Genomic DNA, 14,822 nt, shown 5'->3' with positions numbered 1-14,822 from the left:
GGCTGCCGGCGGGCCCCACGCGTCGCTCGAGCAGGCCGACCGGGCCGTCGCGGGGCGCGGGGGGCCGCGCGGCGCCCGGCGCCCGGTGCCCGGTCAGGCGGATGCGGGGAGGCGGGCCAGGTGCCGTTCGAGGGCGGTGACGACCAGGCGGTGGTCCTCCGCCTGGGCGAGGCCGGAGACGGTGACCGTGCCCACGACTCCCACGCCCTCCACGGCGATCGGGAAGGCGCCGCCGTGTGCGGCGTAGGTGTCCGGGTCGAGCCGGGAGTCCTGCTCGAAGCTCCCGCCCTTGGCGGCGAAGCGCAGGCCGACCAGGTACGAGGAGGTGCCGTAGCGGTCCACGGTGCGGGCCTTGCGCAGGATCCAGGCGTCGTTGTCGGCCGAGCTTCCCGGCAGTGCGTAGTGGAAGAGCTGGTGGCCGTTGCGTCGGATGTCCACCACCACGGGTGCCGCCTCGGCGCGTGCCAGGTCGACCAGCAGGGTGCCGAGCCGCCAGGCGTCGTCGTTGTCGAAGCGCGGCAGGCGCAGGTGGCGCTCCTCGTCCTCGACCCGGCGGATCAGGGCGAGGGCCGCGTCGAGGGTCATCACGAGGTCCCTTCGGCCAGGGTGATGGTGCGGCCCTCGGCGGTCGAGCGGCGGGCGGCCTCCATGACGACCAGCGCGGCGACGGCGTCGCGCGGGTCGACCGGCGCGGGCGTGCCCTCGGTCAGGGCCCGGGCCACCCCGGCGTAGAAGGCGGGGTAGTCGCCGGGGAGCGAGGGGTGGGCGGCGGCGCCGTCCCCGGTGCCGAGCAGGCCGCGGCGCGCCTCGGGGACCTCGCCCCAGCCGGGGCCCGGGCGCCGCCCGGCGCGCAGCGCGTCCTCCTGCGGGTCCATGCCGTGCACGGTGTACGCGGAGCGGTCGCCCAGGACGCGCATGCGGGGTCCGACCTGGCCGGAGAGGGCGCTCATCCACAGGTGCGAGCGGACGCCGCCGGCGTGGGTGAGCGCGAGGAAGACGTCGTCGTCGATGACGGCGCCGACGCGGCGGGTGTCCACCTCGGCGTACACCTGGACGGCCGGGCCGAACAGGGTGAGCGCCTGGTCGATGAGGTGGCTGCCCAGGTCGGGGAGGATGCCGCCGACGTCGAGCGGGTCGGCCGACTCCTGCCAGCGCCCCGTGGGCTCCGGCCACCAGCGCTCGAAGCGGGACTCGAACCGGTGCACCCGGCCGAGTGTGCCGTCGGCGATCAGGCGCTGGACGGTGAGGAAGTCGGCGTCCCAGCGGCGGTTCTGGAAGACCGTCAGCATCAGTCCGCGGGCCTCGGCCAGCTTGATCAGCGCGATCGCCTCGGCGGCGGTGCCGGCCACCGGCTTGTCCACTACGACGGGCAGTCCGGCCTCCAGGGCGGCGCGGGCGAGCGGCACGTGGCTTCGGTTGGAGGAGGCGATGACCAGCAGGTCGAGCGCTTCCGGTTCGGCGATCAGCTGTTCGGCGGTGTCGACCGCGCGGGCCTGCGGGTGCTCCTTGCGGAGCTGCTCGCGCCGTCCGGGATCGGCGGTGACCACGGCGTCCAGGCGCAGGCCCGGGGTGGTGGCGATGAGCGGGGCGTGGAAGGCCGCGCCGGCCAGGCCGTAGCCGACCACGCCGACGCGGATGGGGGGCTTGGTGTCAGGGGCGCTCGCGGAAGTCATGCCCCTACTTAATCAACAGTGTTTCCTAAGTGCAAGCCCGGTTGCCCACTCCAGGAACAATGGCCCCATGACGACGTCGCGCCCCGGCCCGTCCGGCAGCAGCCGGCCGGCCGGCACCAACCTGACCGGACTGCGAGACCACAACGCCGCCCTCGTTCTCGGCCTGCTCCGGGCCGCTCCGCAGGGCAGCAGCCGCGTCGAACTCGCCACCGGGACCGGCCTCACCCCGCAGGCCGTCGGCAAGATCACCGCCCGGCTGCTCGCCGAAGGCCTGATCGTCGAGGCCGGCCAGGCGGCCTCCACCGGCGGCAAGCCCCGCACCCTGCTCCGGCTGCGCGTCGAGGCCGCCTGCGCCGTCGGCGTCCACCTGGAGCGCGACGAGCTCACCGTCCTCCTGGCCGACCTCGCGGGCCGCCACCACTACGTCCACACCCTGCCGGTGGAGCACGGCATCACCCCGTCGGCCGCCGTCCGCCTCATCGCCGAACAGGTCGACCGCGCCGCCGCCGAACTCCCCACCGGCGCCCGGCTGCTCGGGGTCGGAGTCGGCTGCCGCGGACCGCTCGACCACACCACCGGCACCCTCCACTGGTTCCCGCCCTTCGGCGCCCACGGCTCCGGCTGGGACCACTACCCCCTGCGTGACGAACTCGCCGCCCGGCTGGACGGCCTGCCCGTCGTCGTGGACAAGGACACCAACACCGCCGCCCTGGCCGAGGCCCCGACCCCTCCGCAGCCCGGCAGCGGCCTCGCCTACATCCACCTCGCCGCCGGCCTCGGCGCCGGCCTGCTCCTCGACGGCGCCCTCCACCGCGGCACCCGCACCAACGCCGGCGAGTTCGGGCACCAGACCGTGCAGATCGACGGCGCGCGCTGCGACTGCGGGAACCACGGCTGCCTGGAGCTGCTCTGCCTCGCCGAACTGCGCCGCGGCGACCACGCCGCCGCTGCCGGGCTGGTCGGGGTGGGTGTCGCCAACCTCGTCCGGCTGCTCGACATCGACCGGGTGGTCCTCGGCGGCCGTGTCGTCCTGGCCGCCCCCGACATCTACCTCGCCGGTGTCACCGCACAGATCGCGAGCCGGATCCCGGACACCGACTGGCAGCCCGTCCCGGTCTCCGTCAGCACCGCCGGCCGGCTGGCCGTCGCCGCGGGCGCCGCCGAACTCGTCCTCGGCCCCCTCTTCGGCCGCAAGACCTGAGCCCGCACCCCGGTGCCCGGACGACGGTGTCGACCAGAAGTGCCCGCGCAACCCCGTCCGCTCCTCGGACACCGCCGTCGACATCGCACCGGTGTGCACGCGTACGAGCGCCGCAGGCTGGGGCCCCGGCCAACCGATAGCGGATCGTGACACGCCCACGGCCCGTCGTATCGGAACCGGATGGGAGGATCCCGTTTCCCGGTCGCTTCCAGTTCCCTTGTGGACGCCGGACGCACCGCCGCGCCACACAGAGGAGCGCCACCATGCGCCGTAGCTCCTGCCCGTCTCCGCTCCGCCGCGCACTGCCGGCTGCAGCCCTCACCGCCGCCTCGGCCCTGCTGCTCGGCGCCTGCGCCGGCTCGGACCAGCCGAACAGTGCCGGCGACAAGGTGCGGGCGGCGGTCCCCGAGGCGCAGCGGGTCGCCGGGGTGCTGCGGGTCGGCTCCGACCTGAACTACGCGCCGATGGAGTTCCGCGGCGCGGACGGCACGCCCGTCGGCCTCGACCCGGACCTGGCCGATGCGCTCGGGAAGGTCCTCGGCCTGCGGATCGAGATCGTCGACACGCCGTTCGACCGCCTGATACCGGACCTCAACGCCGGGCGGTTCGACATCGCGATGTCGGCGATCAGCGACACGTCCAAGCGCCGCAACGCGCTCGGCGAGGACGGCCTGCCGACGGGTGAGCCCGGCGTGGACTTCGTGGACTACTTCATCGCGGGCACCTCGATCATCGTGCGGAAGGGCAACCCGAAGGGGATCCGGACCCTGGACGACGTCTGCGGCCACACCGTCGCGGTGCAGCGCGGCACCACCCAGGACGAGATCGTCACCCGCCAGGTCGACGCCTGCAAGCGGAAGGGCAAGCCGCTGCAGGTCCGCCGCTTCGACGACGACGAGAAGGCCCTCGCCGACGTGGCGGCCGGCACAGCGGTGGCCGACTTCAACGACCTCCCGGTGGCGGCGTACGCGGCCAGGACCGCCGACGGCGGCAACCGCTTCGAGGTGGCGGGCACGCAGGCGCAGTCCAGCCCGTACGGGATCGCGGTGAACAAGAGGGACACGGCGCTGCGGGACGCGCTGGTGAAGGGGCTGGACCAGCTGATGCGCGGCGGCGAGTACGACCGCATCCTCGCGAAGTGGGACGTCAGCGCGGGTGCCGCGCAGGTGGCGGCGATCAACGGGGGGCTGTGACCCCGGGGGCGTCGCCGGGGCGCGGGCGAGCGTTCCGGTCGATGGTCCGGGTGTCGGAGCGGTCCCCCCTCACGTCGTCCGTGAGGTCCTCGGGCCGTCCGGTCCGGCCTGGCGGCCCCGGGTCACAGCAAGCCGCGTCGGCGGGCTTCGGCGACGACCTTGGTGCGGCTGTTGACGCCGAGTTTCGAGAACATGTGCACCAGATGGGACTTCACGGTCGCCTCGGAGATGGTCAGCGCGCAGGCGATCTCGCGGTTCGTGTCGCCCCTGTCGAGGCGGAAGACGATCTCCAGTTCCCGGGGGGTCAGGGCGGCGACGGGTTGTTGCACGTGGGCCAGCAGCCGCGAGGCGACCGGCGACGCGAGGACCGTTTCGCCCGCGGCGGCCGAGCGGATCGCCTGCCGGAGGGTCTCCGGGGCGGCGTCCTTGAGCAGGTAGCCGGTCGCACCCGCCTGTACGGCGCGCAGGATGTGGGTGTCGCTCCCGTAGGTGGTCAGGATGAGCACGCGCGGCGGGTTCGGCAGTGCGCGGATCATCTTCGTCGCGGTGACGCCGTCGTCCTCGCCCAGGCGCAGGTCCATGAGGACCAGGTCGATGTCGCCGCGTTCCACGATGCGCACCGCCTCCGCGGTGGTGGCCGCCTCACCGCGCACGTCGAGGTCGTCGGTGGCCGACAGCACCGCGCGCAGGCCGGCGCGCACCACGGGATGGTCGTCGACGAGCAGCAGCCTGATCATCTGGAAGCACCCATCGGGTAGTTGTCGGCAGGTGCCACCTGCGGCGTGCCGATCGGGGCGTCCGGCGCGGATGTGCCCGTCGCCGCGGTGGTGGGGTGGGGCGGGGGGCGGGGGTGGGCAGCCTGGTGGCAGGTGTGTCGGGAACGGTGGCGCGGATCGCGGTGCCGGTACCTGGCTCCGACTCGACGGTCAGCTCGCCGGCGCGTTCTAGGATGCGGGTCCTCATGGCGGTGAGGCCGTAGCCGGAGCCGTCCGGTCGTTCGCCCACGGTCTCGGGGTCGAAACCGCGGCCGTTGTCGACGATGTCCACCGAGACCTCGTCGTCCTGGAAGGTCAGGGTCACCGTTGCCTTGCGTGCTGCGGCGTGCTTTCGGGCGTTGGACAACGCCTCCTGCGCTGCGCGCAGCAGGGCGACCTCACCGGAGAGGTCGACCCGCCGGGGTGTCCCCTCGACGGTGAGGGTGGTGCAGAGACCGAGCGCGGTGGATTCGGCGACCTGCGCGGCCAGTGCCTCGGTCAGGCCGCCTTCGGAGAACGCGGCGGGGTCGAGTCCGCGCACCATGCGCCGGGTTTCGGAGAGCGCGCCGGTGGCGGTGTCGAGAGCGGTTCTGAGCTCGGCGATGCGCTGTGCGGAGTCCTGGGTCTGGATGGGCGGGAGCGCGGCGCTCATTAGCAGGATGACGCTGGTCAGGCTCTGGCCGACGGTGTCGTGGATCTCTCGGGCCAGGTGTTCGCGTTCGGCGAGTCGCCCTGCTTCCCGTTCCCGTTCGGCCAGCGCGGCCTGGGCGGCGGTCAGTTCCGCGACCAGGCGGGCCCATTCCCGGAGGTGGCGGCGGATCCGTCGGTACGCGGTCACCAGCGCGGCCGCGACGGCCGTGCCGATCGCCCCGCCGAGGAGCGAACCGGACACCGCTCCGCCCACATGCCGGCCCATCGCCACGCCGATGGCGACCACGGCCAGCCAGGTCGCGCCGGGAAGCCAGGTGTCGAGAACTCGTTGTTTGTGGGAACGGGGGGAGTCCATCACGCCTCCAGTGTGCAGACCCGGTAGCCCGGCATTTTCACGAGGAGGCGTGTACACCTTTCGATGGATATCGCGGCTACCTCGAACGATGCGGCAGGACCCATCCGGTTGCGGATGTGCGGGCGGACCGGCGAACCAAGGATGGAGGCCATGTCCATTGCCATTCGAGATGTCCTCTTCGCCAAGGGCCGCTTCGCGCTCATCGGTTCGGTGATCGCGTTGATGACCTTCCTGGTCGTCGCGTTGTCCGCGTTGACCAACGGGCTGGCCGATGCGACCGCCTCCGCCGTGCGGCAGTTGCCCGGCAAGTCGCTGGTGATGCAGTCCGCGGTGGCGGGGCAGAAGCCGGCGCTCACGCGCAGCTCGCTCAGCGACTCCGCCGTGGCCGCGCTGACGCGTGCACCGGGCGCCTCCCGACTCGGTGTCACCACCAGCCGAGTCGAGGTGGACGGTCACGCCGCCGCGCTGACCGTCTTCGGCGCGGATTCCGCCTTGCTGCCGCGCCTCGTCACCGGTACCCGCGCCCGGGGCCGGAGAAGTTCCGATCAACGCCAAGACCGCCAAGGACCTGCATGTGGGCGTCGGTTCCACCGTGACCGTGGCCGGTACACGACTGACCGTGTCGGGTATCGGCGAGACACGCAGCTTCCTGGGCACGCCGGTCGGCTACACCACCGTCGAGTCGTGGCGCGGGCTCGTGCACGGCGAGAACGTGGGTGCCGTGGTGCTGAACTCGCCCGCGCCCGCGCTGATCGGGACGATCGAGCTGCCGATGGAGAAGATCACCGACGCGGTGCCCGGCTTCAGCTCGGAGAACTCCTCCCTGATGATGATCCAGGGCCTGCTGCTGGCCATCTCGGCGCTGGTCGTCGGCTCCTTCTTCGCGGTGTGGACCGCGCAGCGGCTGCGGCACCTGGCCGTGGTGCGGGCGATGGGGGCCAGTCGCCGCTACCTCCTGCGGGACGGGCTCGGACAGGTGGCACTGGTGCTGGTGGTCGGCGAGGCCGTCGGCGCGGCGCTCGGCGTCGCCCTGGCACTGGGCGTGTCCACGGTTCCGATGACGATCACCGCTTCGGGCCTGGCACTGCCCCTCGTGGGCATGGCCGTCCTCGGTACGGCAGGAGCGTTGCTCACCATCCGCAAGGTCGTCTCGGTCGACCCGCTGATCGCCCTGTCCGCCTGAACCGCTCGTCCTCGGACGCGAGCGCAGTGGTCCACCCCCCTCCTCAAGGAGATTCAGCATGAGTCTGGTCCTGTCCGACGTCACGCTCACCTACCCCGACGGCGACGGCCGCCTCACAGCGCTCGACCGGGTCGGACTGACCGTCGGCGCAGGCGAGTTCGTGGCCATCACCGGCCCGTCGGGCTCCGGAAAGTCCAGTCTGCTGGCCGTCGCGGGCACCCTGGTGACGCCCGACTCCGGCACGGTCGTCGTCCACGGCATCCGAATGGCCGACCTGTCGGCGGCCGAGCGGGCAAAGGCCCGACGCGACCACATCGGCTTCGTCTTCCAGCAGGACAACCTGATCCCGTCCCTCACCGCCCTTGAGCAACTGCTGCTGGCCGTGGACCTGCGGGGCGGCAGCAGGAGCAGGCATCGCACCGAGGCCATGGAGCTGCTGGAGCAGGTCGGCCTCGCCGACGCCGCCGGTCGCCGCCCCCACCAGCTGGCCGGTGGCATGCGTCAGCGTGTCAACATCGCCAGGTCCCTGATGGGTTCGCCGTCCCTGCTGCTCGTCGACGAGCCCACGTCGGCGCTGGACCAGGATCGCGGCCGCCAGATCATCGCCCTGCTGGCGGGGCTCGTTCGCGACCGGGGCGTCGCCACCGTGGTGGTCTCCCACGACCTCGAAACCCTTGCCCCCGGCAGCACCACCGGCGTCGACGCCATCGCGCCCATGGCGGACGGCCGCCTCCTCACCGTCAACCGCCACCGCAGCTTCGCCGACGCCGGCCTCACCGACACACGCGGATGAGAACACCGGAGGGGTCGCACCGGTAGGAGATCGTGCAAGGAACTCGCATCGAGGTCCCGGTGCTCGCGGAGTGGCGACGCTCTGCGAGCACCGGGCAGAGCCGCCCTCGGCGCCTCGCTGTCGGTTGCCTCCGTTGCTGCGTGCCATGCAGTCCTTGGCCTCACTGTGGAATCGCACCCGACACTTCCGATGGTCCAGCGGCTTCCGGCGCCGAATTCTGCCGGCCTGAGCCCGCTCGCGCGGTTGGCGCGGGCGGGCTCAGGCACGGTGGTCTCAGCGGGGCGAGGCCTCCGGAGCCCGGGTGGAACCGCAGGAGGCGGCAGCCGCCTTCCGTTCCAGGAGGGTCCGCGTCCGGGGACCGTAGACACCCCAGCCGATGTCGCCCTTGAGCCGGTTCTCCTCCTGGAAGCGGATCAAGGCGTTCCAGGTCGTGTTGTCGAACCGTCCGCTGGCCGCGGGCACCGGGTACCGGGTGCAGCCGACGGCGCGGAGCAGGTGCTGCAGTCGTGCCACGTCCTGGCCGCTGTCACCGAGCCGCAGGATCCGCTGGGGTTCCGGGGTCGGGGTCGGGGTGGGCGACGGCAGCGGGTCCACCGGCTCCTCGGTGGGCTCGGCGGGGCCCACCGGCGCTGGGGCCACTCTGGGTGTCGGGGAGGACGTCCGGGGGACCACCTTGGGTGACGCCGATGCGCCCGTTGCCGTCCGCGTCCGGGTCGGTGTCGGGCTCGGGTGCGACGTCGGGGTGGGGCCCGGGTCCGGTCGGGTGGATGCGGGTGGCGACGGCTCGTCCGTGGAGCCGGAAGGCGTGGGACGGGGCAGACCGATCGTGTCGGGCGGGGCGCCCGGCCCGGTCAGGGCGCCCAGCCCGGCGCCGAGGACGACCAGTCCGACTCCGGCGAGTGCAGCGGTCCGGCGTGTCGTCCGTGCGGCCCGGTGGCGCCTGCGGCCCTGAGGGCTGCGATTCACCTCGAATGCGCCGAGGCAGGCGCCGGCTCCGGGTACGTCCGCCGTAGTACGGCGGGCGCTGCCGTCCGCCGCGTCGGGCACCGGCCGGGTGTCCGCGCGGTCCCGGCTCCGACCGGAGTCGGCGCTGTCGGGGGCCGGAGCCGTTCCCAGCAGCACCCCGCTGCGCAGGAGACCGGGCTGCCACTCCCGGATGGCGAGCAGCTCGGAGTGGGCCCGGGCGCACGTTGTGCAGGCGGCGAGGTGCCGCTCCACCTGCGGGTCGGCCGGTGTGCGGTGCTCGACCGTGTGCCCGAGTCGTGCGACCAGGTGGCGGCACGACCGGTCGGGCACCTGCGCGGAGTGCTTCCGCAGGTAGCCGGCGTGGAGGGCTGCACGCACCGGCGGGGCCGGGGCCGGCGGTACCTGCCGGGGAGATCCCGCCGCCTGCGGCGAGGCCCTGTCGGGTGGGCAGAGGGCCTGCCACACCTCGTCGCTCAGCGCGGCCGGGAGCCCGCGGATCGCCTGGAGCAGCGGTGCCGCGGCTTCGGCGTCGGCCAGTACGGAGGTGAAGTGCCGTGAACCCCGGCGCCGTTCGGTGAGCCAGTGCCGGAAGTCGGGGGACAGGTCGTGCTCCCGGCCGCCGTCCGCCCAGCGCGCGGCGACGAGGCGCACCGCGGCTGCGAGCACCGGGCCCCAGGAGCCGTTCCCCGGCCACCGGGTTGCGAGTGCGTGGTCGAACGCGTCCTTGAGCAGTTCGAGGGCCCGGGGTTCGTCGGCGGCCAGCAGCCGCGCGTAGTCCGCCGTCGTCCTCCCGTGCCGGCGCTTGAGCTCCTCGGCCGCGGGCATGCGAGGCCCGTCGAACAGCTGGTCGAGGAGTTCGGCGTCCGTCAGGGAGACGGCAACCGTATGTGACATCGCTGATCCTTCGCAGTGATCTTCCGGACGGGCATGGGCTCGCCCGCCGGTGTTACGAGGAGCCCCGCGGGGCCGATCGGCCGTCACCGGTGCCACCGCGCCGGCGGAGTGCGCTCGGGGCCTCAGGGCCGGCGCCGCTGCCGTTCTCCGACGTGCAGTCCGGAGGGCTGCGGCCGCAGCCGGGGCACCCACCGGAACGGCCGGGGCGGAGCCGAGGAGGACGGCTCCGCCCCGCCGAGGGGTCCGCGGGCCGGGCGAGCCGGCCGCTCTCACCCGCGGTGGTCCGTACGAGGTGTCCGGACGAGCGAGATGGCGTCGAACTCGACCTCACAGCCTGCTCCGGCCGGCGACTGCACCACGATGCCGGGGCGTGCCGGGTGCGGCCCGTCGAGGGCGAACTGGCGTACCAGGGACCACGATGCGCCGTCGTCCGAGGCGTAGAACGCGTAGGCGCCGCCGAGCCGGGCGATGCGCAGCCAGAGGTGGCCGGTTGCGACCGGACGGCCGACCGCGTCGTCCGAGAGGCCGCGGGTCACCACCGAGTAGATCGCGGGGTGTTCGGCCGGGGAGTACTCGAAGTTGACCTTCGCCCAGTGCCGCTCGTCGGACCAGAGCAGCAGGGCCCCGGCATCCCAGGGAGTGCGGAAGCCGACCTTGAGGCGGGCGGAGAACTGCCAGTCGCCCCACGGCGGGTGAGGGGTGAGGGCGCGTGCCGCGTCGGTGCGGCGCTTCCCGCCGAGTGGTGGTGCGAAGAGGTCGGTGTCGGCGGCCGCGGCGACGTGCAGGGTGTCGTCCGACTGCCTCCACGCCGCCGGGGCGACCTCCCAGTGGAGGGAGGTGCCGGTGACGGGCATCGGCTCCGGGGCGGGCGCCTGGCCGGGCTCGTGCGGTCTGTCGCCGGATGGCTGTGCCGGCGGTCCGAATCGGCTCGGCGTCGAGGTCATCTGGGGCTTCCTTGTCCCTGGGGCCGACGGGCAGCCGCCCGACCGGTCGGCGAGATGTGGGGCGCGGCGGGGTGGCCGCTGCCCCACCGGCGTGGAGGCGGAGGAGAGCATGTTTGCGTGAACATGCTCGATGTCTGGGCGTGTGCGCGTCAACCCCTCGGGCCGTCCCTGCGCCCCGGACTCGACGGCGGGATCCACGGGCCGCAGCCCCCTCGGGCGTCCGTGAACGTCGGTGGGGGGAACGCGGCGGCGCCCGTGAGGGCAGGGTGGTGTCGGACGGGCAATCGGGTCGCCGATCGGGTGCGGGGGCGCGGGCGCGCCCGGACGGTGCTGTCGAGGGGAGGAGTGCGACGGCTGACGCTGCTCCCGCGGTGTTATCCGTTCGTTACGGTGGCCGGTCGGGGAGGCGTCCGGGAGGCGTGCCGTCCTGGCGTCGGAGCGCCGGCGTGAGGCAGGCTGATCGCCCCCTGAGGACTGGAGACGACCATGGCACCGACCGAGTCCGCCGACTGGCTCCCTCGCGCCGACTGGCTGGCAGGCCTGCCGCTGACGCTGACCATCGCGAGCGCGCCGCTGACCGATCACCACGGCCGTGTTCTGATCGTCAAGGCCGGATACCGGGACGAGTGGTCGTTCCCGGGGGGAGTTCTCGACCCCGGGGAGCGGCCGGACGAGTGCGCCCGGAGGGAACTGCGCGAGGAGACCGGTCTGGCCCTGGAGCCACTCGGGTTGCTCGCAGTCTCGTGGGACACCGCGGTGCGGGACAGTCCGCACGCGGCCGCGGCCTTCGTGTTCGACTTCGGCACCATCCCTCACGAGGCGCCGATCACCTTGCAGGCCTCGGAGCTGACCGACTACCGGTGGGTCGTGGCCGGTGACTGCGCCGACCTGGTCGGCCCCAGCCGGCACGCGCGGTTGCGGGCCGCCCTGTCGGCCCGCGCGCACGGCGGGGTGCAGGTCCTCGGCGGCCACGTCATCTGAAAACGCCCGCCCGGGCGCCGACCCGGGTTCCGCCCGTTCGGCTCGGTAACGGTTCGGTAACGGTTCGGCAACGGGGCGGGAGTCGGCGCCGACTGCCCGCTCTTCTGTTCGGAGCAACCGATCGAGGCCGTCGCCGTTCCGGGATGACCGCCGTCGACTCGGGAGCGAATTCGACATGCCTGTCGGAAAGGGGGTCTCGGCCATTTCCTGCTGGCGGCCAGGGCGGGCCGGTAATTCGCCTCTGATTCCGTGCGGGTCGAATCCGGCGGAACTCTCGGCATGGGCCCGGATCGATCGCCGGAAAGGGCCTGCCATTTCCGCGGCCGAGCTCCCGGGGTATTCGCGCTGACGTGTCCGAGCGGGGCTGCGCGGCCGTCCGTCACGCTTCGCTCCGGGACGGCCGGGGTTCCCGCGCCGCGCGCCGCCCGCGCGGGAGCCTCCGGTCGCAGTCGGCGTCGCGCCCGCCGGTCGGCCGCAGCCTAGACGTCGAGCTTCGCCTCGATCCGCTTCAGCCCGTGTCGGGCGAGCGCAAGGTTCGATCGCGAACGGTCCAGTGCCAGGTACAGGAAGAGCGATCCCCGGCTGCCCTTCAGTGGGCGGATCAGGTGGTACTGGCCGCCGAGGGTGATCAGGATGTCCTCGATGACGTCGTCGATCGACAACGCGGCCAGGGCGCGCACCTTGGACCGGACGACCTCGGTGTTGGCCGCCGCCGCGACCTCCAGGTCGAGTTGACCCCCTCCGAGGAAGCCGAGTGACATGCCGCTCTCGTAATCGGCCAGTGCGACGCCGATGGCGCCGTCCAGGGTCATCGCGTCCTTGAGTGCGTCGTCAATATTCATGCGCTGAGCGTCCTTTTGTGTGGCGTCCGGGCGGGACTCCCCCCGGTGGGGGAAAAACCTAGCAAGAATTCGCCCGGTACGGTTATCCCCGACCGCGGTGAATTGTTGTAGGCTGCCCGGCAGTTCAGAACGCGAAAGGTTTCAGGTGAGCGCGCTCGAAGCTTCTCTCTCCCGTGTGCTCGGTGTCCCCGGAGCCGTGGGCGCCGTTCTCGTCGACGCCGTCACGGGACTCGGCCACGGCTCCGCCGGGGACCACCGGCTGCTCGCGGCCGGTGCCGAACTCGCCGAGCTGGCCAACCTGATCGGCGACCGGCTGTTCGACGCCGGGGCGGTGGGCGAGTTGGAGAGCGTGGTGGTCACCAGCACCCGCCACCACGAGATCGTCCAGGTGGTGCCCCGACGGGGCGACCCCCTGCTGCTGGCCACGGTCCTCGACCGGGCGCGGACCAACCTGGCCCTTGCGGTCCGCCAGACCGCAGACCACGCAGCGAACGTCCTGAGTGCCTGTTTCTGAACCTCTACGGCGAGATTCTGAGCGGGAGCATCGGGCCAGGCTCGTGTTCGTGGGAGCGAGCCGAGGACGGGCATGCCCCCGGTAGGGCACGGCTGTTTCGTGGAACTACGGTGGCTGGCTATGAACTCTGAAGACTGGTTGGCAGACACCCAGGCGTCCTACGACACTGTCGCCGCCACCTACGCAGACCAGGTGCGCAACCTCCTGGATGAAACGCCCTACGAACGTGCGGTCCTGGAGCTGTTTGCCAGCCTGGTGAACACTGCAGGCGGAGGACCGGTTGCTGATGTGGGCTGTGGACCGGGGAGGATCACGGCCTACCTGCGTGGACTGGGCATGGACGCGTTCGGAATCGACCTGTCGCCCGCGATGATCGAGATAGCTCGGCGTGAGCACTCCGGTCTCCAGTTCGAGGTCGGTTCCATGACGGACCTTGGCCTCACCGACGCCTCGTTGGCCGGCCTGGTCGCGTGGTACTCACTGATCCACGTCCCCGACGATGAGATCAGCTCTGTTTTCACGCACTTCCGGCGAGTGCTGCGGCCGGGTGGGCCGCTGCTGCTCGGCTTCCACGTCGGTGACGGGTCGAGGCTGAAGACGGAGGGCTACGGCGGCCACCCGATGAAGGTCTACGTCCATCTGCGCCAGCCTGACCAACTGGCCGCATGGCTCAACGATGCCGGCTTCACGGTCGAGGCACAGATGACTCTCACCTCAGCGGAGAGTCCGCTCGGAGGAATTCTCTTCGCGCGTCGCCAGCCGGATACTCAGGAAGGTCCAGGTAGCGAGAAGTCCTGACCTGGGCGTGTCGTGAACGAGGCAGGAGCGGGGTGACGGTCGCCCGGGCGACCGTCAGTCTCGTTCGCCCTCGCGGGAGGCGGCCTGGCCAGCCCTTCGGGACTGCCTACGGGTGATGCGCCTGGTCATGAGCGTGATCGCGGCCCAGGTGATCAGCGATTCCGAGTGCTGGATGAGCCGTTCGTAGTCGCGGGCGTGTCGGCGGGCGTGCATGATCCAGGCCAGCGACCGCTCGACGACCCAGCGGCGGGGCAGGATGACGAACCCGACGGCTCCTTTGGGCCGACTGACGGTTTTGAGCGTGAGGTTCAGGTGCTTCTTCGCCCAGGTCACGAGCTGTCCGGCATAGCCGGAGTCCGCCCAGACGATTGTGATCTCGGGGTGCATGAGGCGGAGCCGGAAGAGGACTTCCTTGGCCGCGTCGCGGTCGGTCATGTCGGCGGGGGTGACCATGACGAACAGCGGCAGGCCCTTGGTGTCCACGACCAGGTGCCGTTTGCGGCCGTTGATTTTCTTAGCTCCGTCGTAGCCTCGTGAGTCCTTGCCGACGGTCTCCGCGGCCTTGACGGACTGGGAGTCGATGACGGTCGCGACCGCGCCGGGGGCCCGGCCCATCTCGCGGCGGATGCGTTTGCGGAGCTGGTCGCGGATCTGTCCGACGATGCCGGCCGCCGCCCAGCGGGCCATGAAGCCGTAGCAGGTCCGCCAGGGCGGGAAGTCCCTGGGCAGGGCCCGCCACTTGCAGCCGGTGTCGACGACGTACCGGATCGCGTCGACGATCTCACGGCGAGGGTGCTTCTCCGGGCGTCCGCCCCTGCGGCTCTCGCAGGCTGGTGGCGGCAGCAGTGGTTCGATCAGGGCCCACTCGTCGTCAAAGGTGTCGGAGGGGTAGCAGCGGCGCCTGGCCAACGGTCCCTCCCTGGAAGACGGGGCGGGGGGGGGGCGGGGCGGGCGCCCGGGCGCGGGCGCCACCGCGACCACCCCGGCCCCGAGCCCCCGGACCACCGCCAGCGCCCACGCCGACTCCAACGCACGGACCAACCCCCAGGGCCGCCCCCACCCAGACACAGCCCCGTCGC

At 72.4% G+C, this 14,822-nt stretch carries 15 protein-coding genes and 1 pseudogene; 7 read left to right on the top strand and 9 right to left on the bottom strand.

The features are described from left to right. Window positions 1-93: 93 nt before the first annotated feature. Together ACWGB8_RS29790 and ACWGB8_RS29785 are read right to left on the bottom strand one after the other, a co-directional pair. A complete protein-coding gene (locus ACWGB8_RS29790) occupies window positions 94-585 on the bottom strand; it encodes a heme-degrading domain-containing protein (protein ID WP_452216717.1) in 492 nt (163 codons plus the stop codon). Further along, window positions 585-1,673, bottom strand: a complete 1,089-nt coding sequence (locus ACWGB8_RS29785; protein ID WP_452216716.1) for a Gfo/Idh/MocA family protein — start codon at window positions 1,671-1,673, stop codon at window positions 585-587. Before ACWGB8_RS29785 ends, ACWGB8_RS29790 begins: the two co-directional genes overlap by 1 nt. A 67-nt stretch (window positions 1,674-1,740) precedes the next feature. On the opposite strand from ACWGB8_RS29785, the gene ACWGB8_RS29780 reads away from it, so the two are divergent. Then, window positions 1,741-2,874 (top strand): ROK family protein, encoded by a 1,134-nt coding sequence (locus ACWGB8_RS29780; RefSeq protein ID WP_452216715.1) that lies wholly within the window; start codon window positions 1,741-1,743, stop codon window positions 2,872-2,874. Between the two features lie 263 nt (window positions 2,875-3,137). Next, entirely contained in the window at window positions 3,138-4,067 is a 930-nt protein-coding gene (locus tag ACWGB8_RS29775) for an ABC transporter substrate-binding protein (RefSeq protein WP_452216714.1), read from the top strand. A 122-nt stretch (window positions 4,068-4,189) separates the two neighbouring features. Here the strand turns inward: ACWGB8_RS29775 and ACWGB8_RS29770 are convergent, their stop codons facing one another. The 3 genes from ACWGB8_RS29770 to ACWGB8_RS29760 are packed head-to-tail and all read right to left on the bottom strand — an operon-like array spanning window position 4,190 to window position 6,259. Continuing rightward, window positions 4,190-4,804 (bottom strand): response regulator, encoded by a 615-nt coding sequence (locus ACWGB8_RS29770; RefSeq protein ID WP_452216713.1) that lies wholly within the window; start codon window positions 4,802-4,804, stop codon window positions 4,190-4,192. Further along, window positions 4,710-5,828, bottom strand: a complete 1,119-nt coding sequence (locus tag ACWGB8_RS29765) for a sensor histidine kinase (RefSeq protein WP_452216712.1) — start codon at window positions 5,826-5,828, stop codon at window positions 4,710-4,712. The genes ACWGB8_RS29770 and ACWGB8_RS29765 overlap by 95 nt, the downstream gene beginning before the upstream one ends. Then, on the bottom strand, window positions 5,828-6,259 hold the full coding sequence (locus tag ACWGB8_RS29760; RefSeq protein ID WP_452216711.1) for a hypothetical protein: 432 nt from the start codon (window positions 6,257-6,259) through the stop codon (window positions 5,828-5,830). Before ACWGB8_RS29760 ends, ACWGB8_RS29765 begins: the two co-directional genes overlap by 1 nt. A 167-nt stretch (window positions 6,260-6,426) precedes the next feature. On the opposite strand from ACWGB8_RS29760, the gene ACWGB8_RS29755 reads away from it, so the two are divergent. Both ACWGB8_RS29755 and ACWGB8_RS29750 read left to right on the top strand, forming a co-directional pair. Beyond that, a complete protein-coding gene (locus ACWGB8_RS29755; protein ID WP_452216710.1) occupies window positions 6,427-7,011 on the top strand; it encodes an FtsX-like permease family protein in 585 nt (194 codons plus the stop codon). Window positions 7,012-7,069: 58 nt separating this feature from the next. Further along, a complete protein-coding gene (locus tag ACWGB8_RS29750) occupies window positions 7,070-7,804 on the top strand; it encodes an ABC transporter ATP-binding protein (RefSeq protein ID WP_452216709.1) in 735 nt (244 codons plus the stop codon). Between the two features lie 273 nt (window positions 7,805-8,077). Here the strand turns inward: ACWGB8_RS29750 and ACWGB8_RS29745 are convergent, their stop codons facing one another. Both ACWGB8_RS29745 and ACWGB8_RS29740 read right to left on the bottom strand, forming a co-directional pair. Then, on the bottom strand, window positions 8,078-9,664 hold the full coding sequence (locus ACWGB8_RS29745) for a peptidoglycan-binding protein (protein WP_452216708.1): 1,587 nt from the start codon (window positions 9,662-9,664) through the stop codon (window positions 8,078-8,080). A 269-nt stretch (window positions 9,665-9,933) separates the two neighbouring features. Next, a complete protein-coding gene (locus ACWGB8_RS29740; RefSeq protein WP_452216707.1) occupies window positions 9,934-10,518 on the bottom strand; it encodes a DUF1349 domain-containing protein in 585 nt (194 codons plus the stop codon). A 576-nt stretch (window positions 10,519-11,094) separates the two neighbouring features. On the opposite strand from ACWGB8_RS29740, the gene ACWGB8_RS29735 reads away from it, so the two are divergent. Beyond that, entirely contained in the window at window positions 11,095-11,589 is a 495-nt protein-coding gene (locus ACWGB8_RS29735) for an NUDIX domain-containing protein (RefSeq protein WP_452216706.1), read from the top strand. A 479-nt stretch (window positions 11,590-12,068) separates the two neighbouring features. On the opposite strand, the gene ACWGB8_RS29730 is transcribed toward ACWGB8_RS29735, so the two are convergent. Beyond that, on the bottom strand, window positions 12,069-12,431 hold the full coding sequence (locus ACWGB8_RS29730; protein ID WP_452216705.1) for a hypothetical protein: 363 nt from the start codon (window positions 12,429-12,431) through the stop codon (window positions 12,069-12,071). Window positions 12,432-12,627: 196 nt separating this feature from the next. On the opposite strand from ACWGB8_RS29730, the gene ACWGB8_RS29725 reads away from it, so the two are divergent. After that, complete coding sequence (locus tag ACWGB8_RS29725) at window positions 12,628-12,945, top strand: hypothetical protein (protein ID WP_452216704.1); 318 nt, start codon at window positions 12,628-12,630, stop codon at window positions 12,943-12,945. Between the two features lie 120 nt (window positions 12,946-13,065). Continuing rightward, window positions 13,066-13,743 carry a class I SAM-dependent DNA methyltransferase gene (locus ACWGB8_RS29720; RefSeq protein ID WP_452216703.1) on the top strand — a complete coding sequence of 226 codons (678 nt, stop codon included), beginning with the start codon at window positions 13,066-13,068 and terminating at the stop codon, window positions 13,741-13,743. 44 nt (window positions 13,744-13,787) lie between these two features. Here the strand turns inward: ACWGB8_RS29720 and ACWGB8_RS29715 are convergent. Then, a pseudogene (locus ACWGB8_RS29715) lies at window positions 13,788-14,652 on the bottom strand (IS5 family transposase); the annotation flags it as partial. Between the last annotated feature and the right edge of the window lie 170 nt (window positions 14,653-14,822).

Source organism: Kitasatospora sp. NPDC054939 (assembly GCF_053610105.1).
The sequence above is the reverse complement of the archived record's forward strand: the minus strand, read 5'-3'. Positions and strand labels throughout refer to the sequence as shown.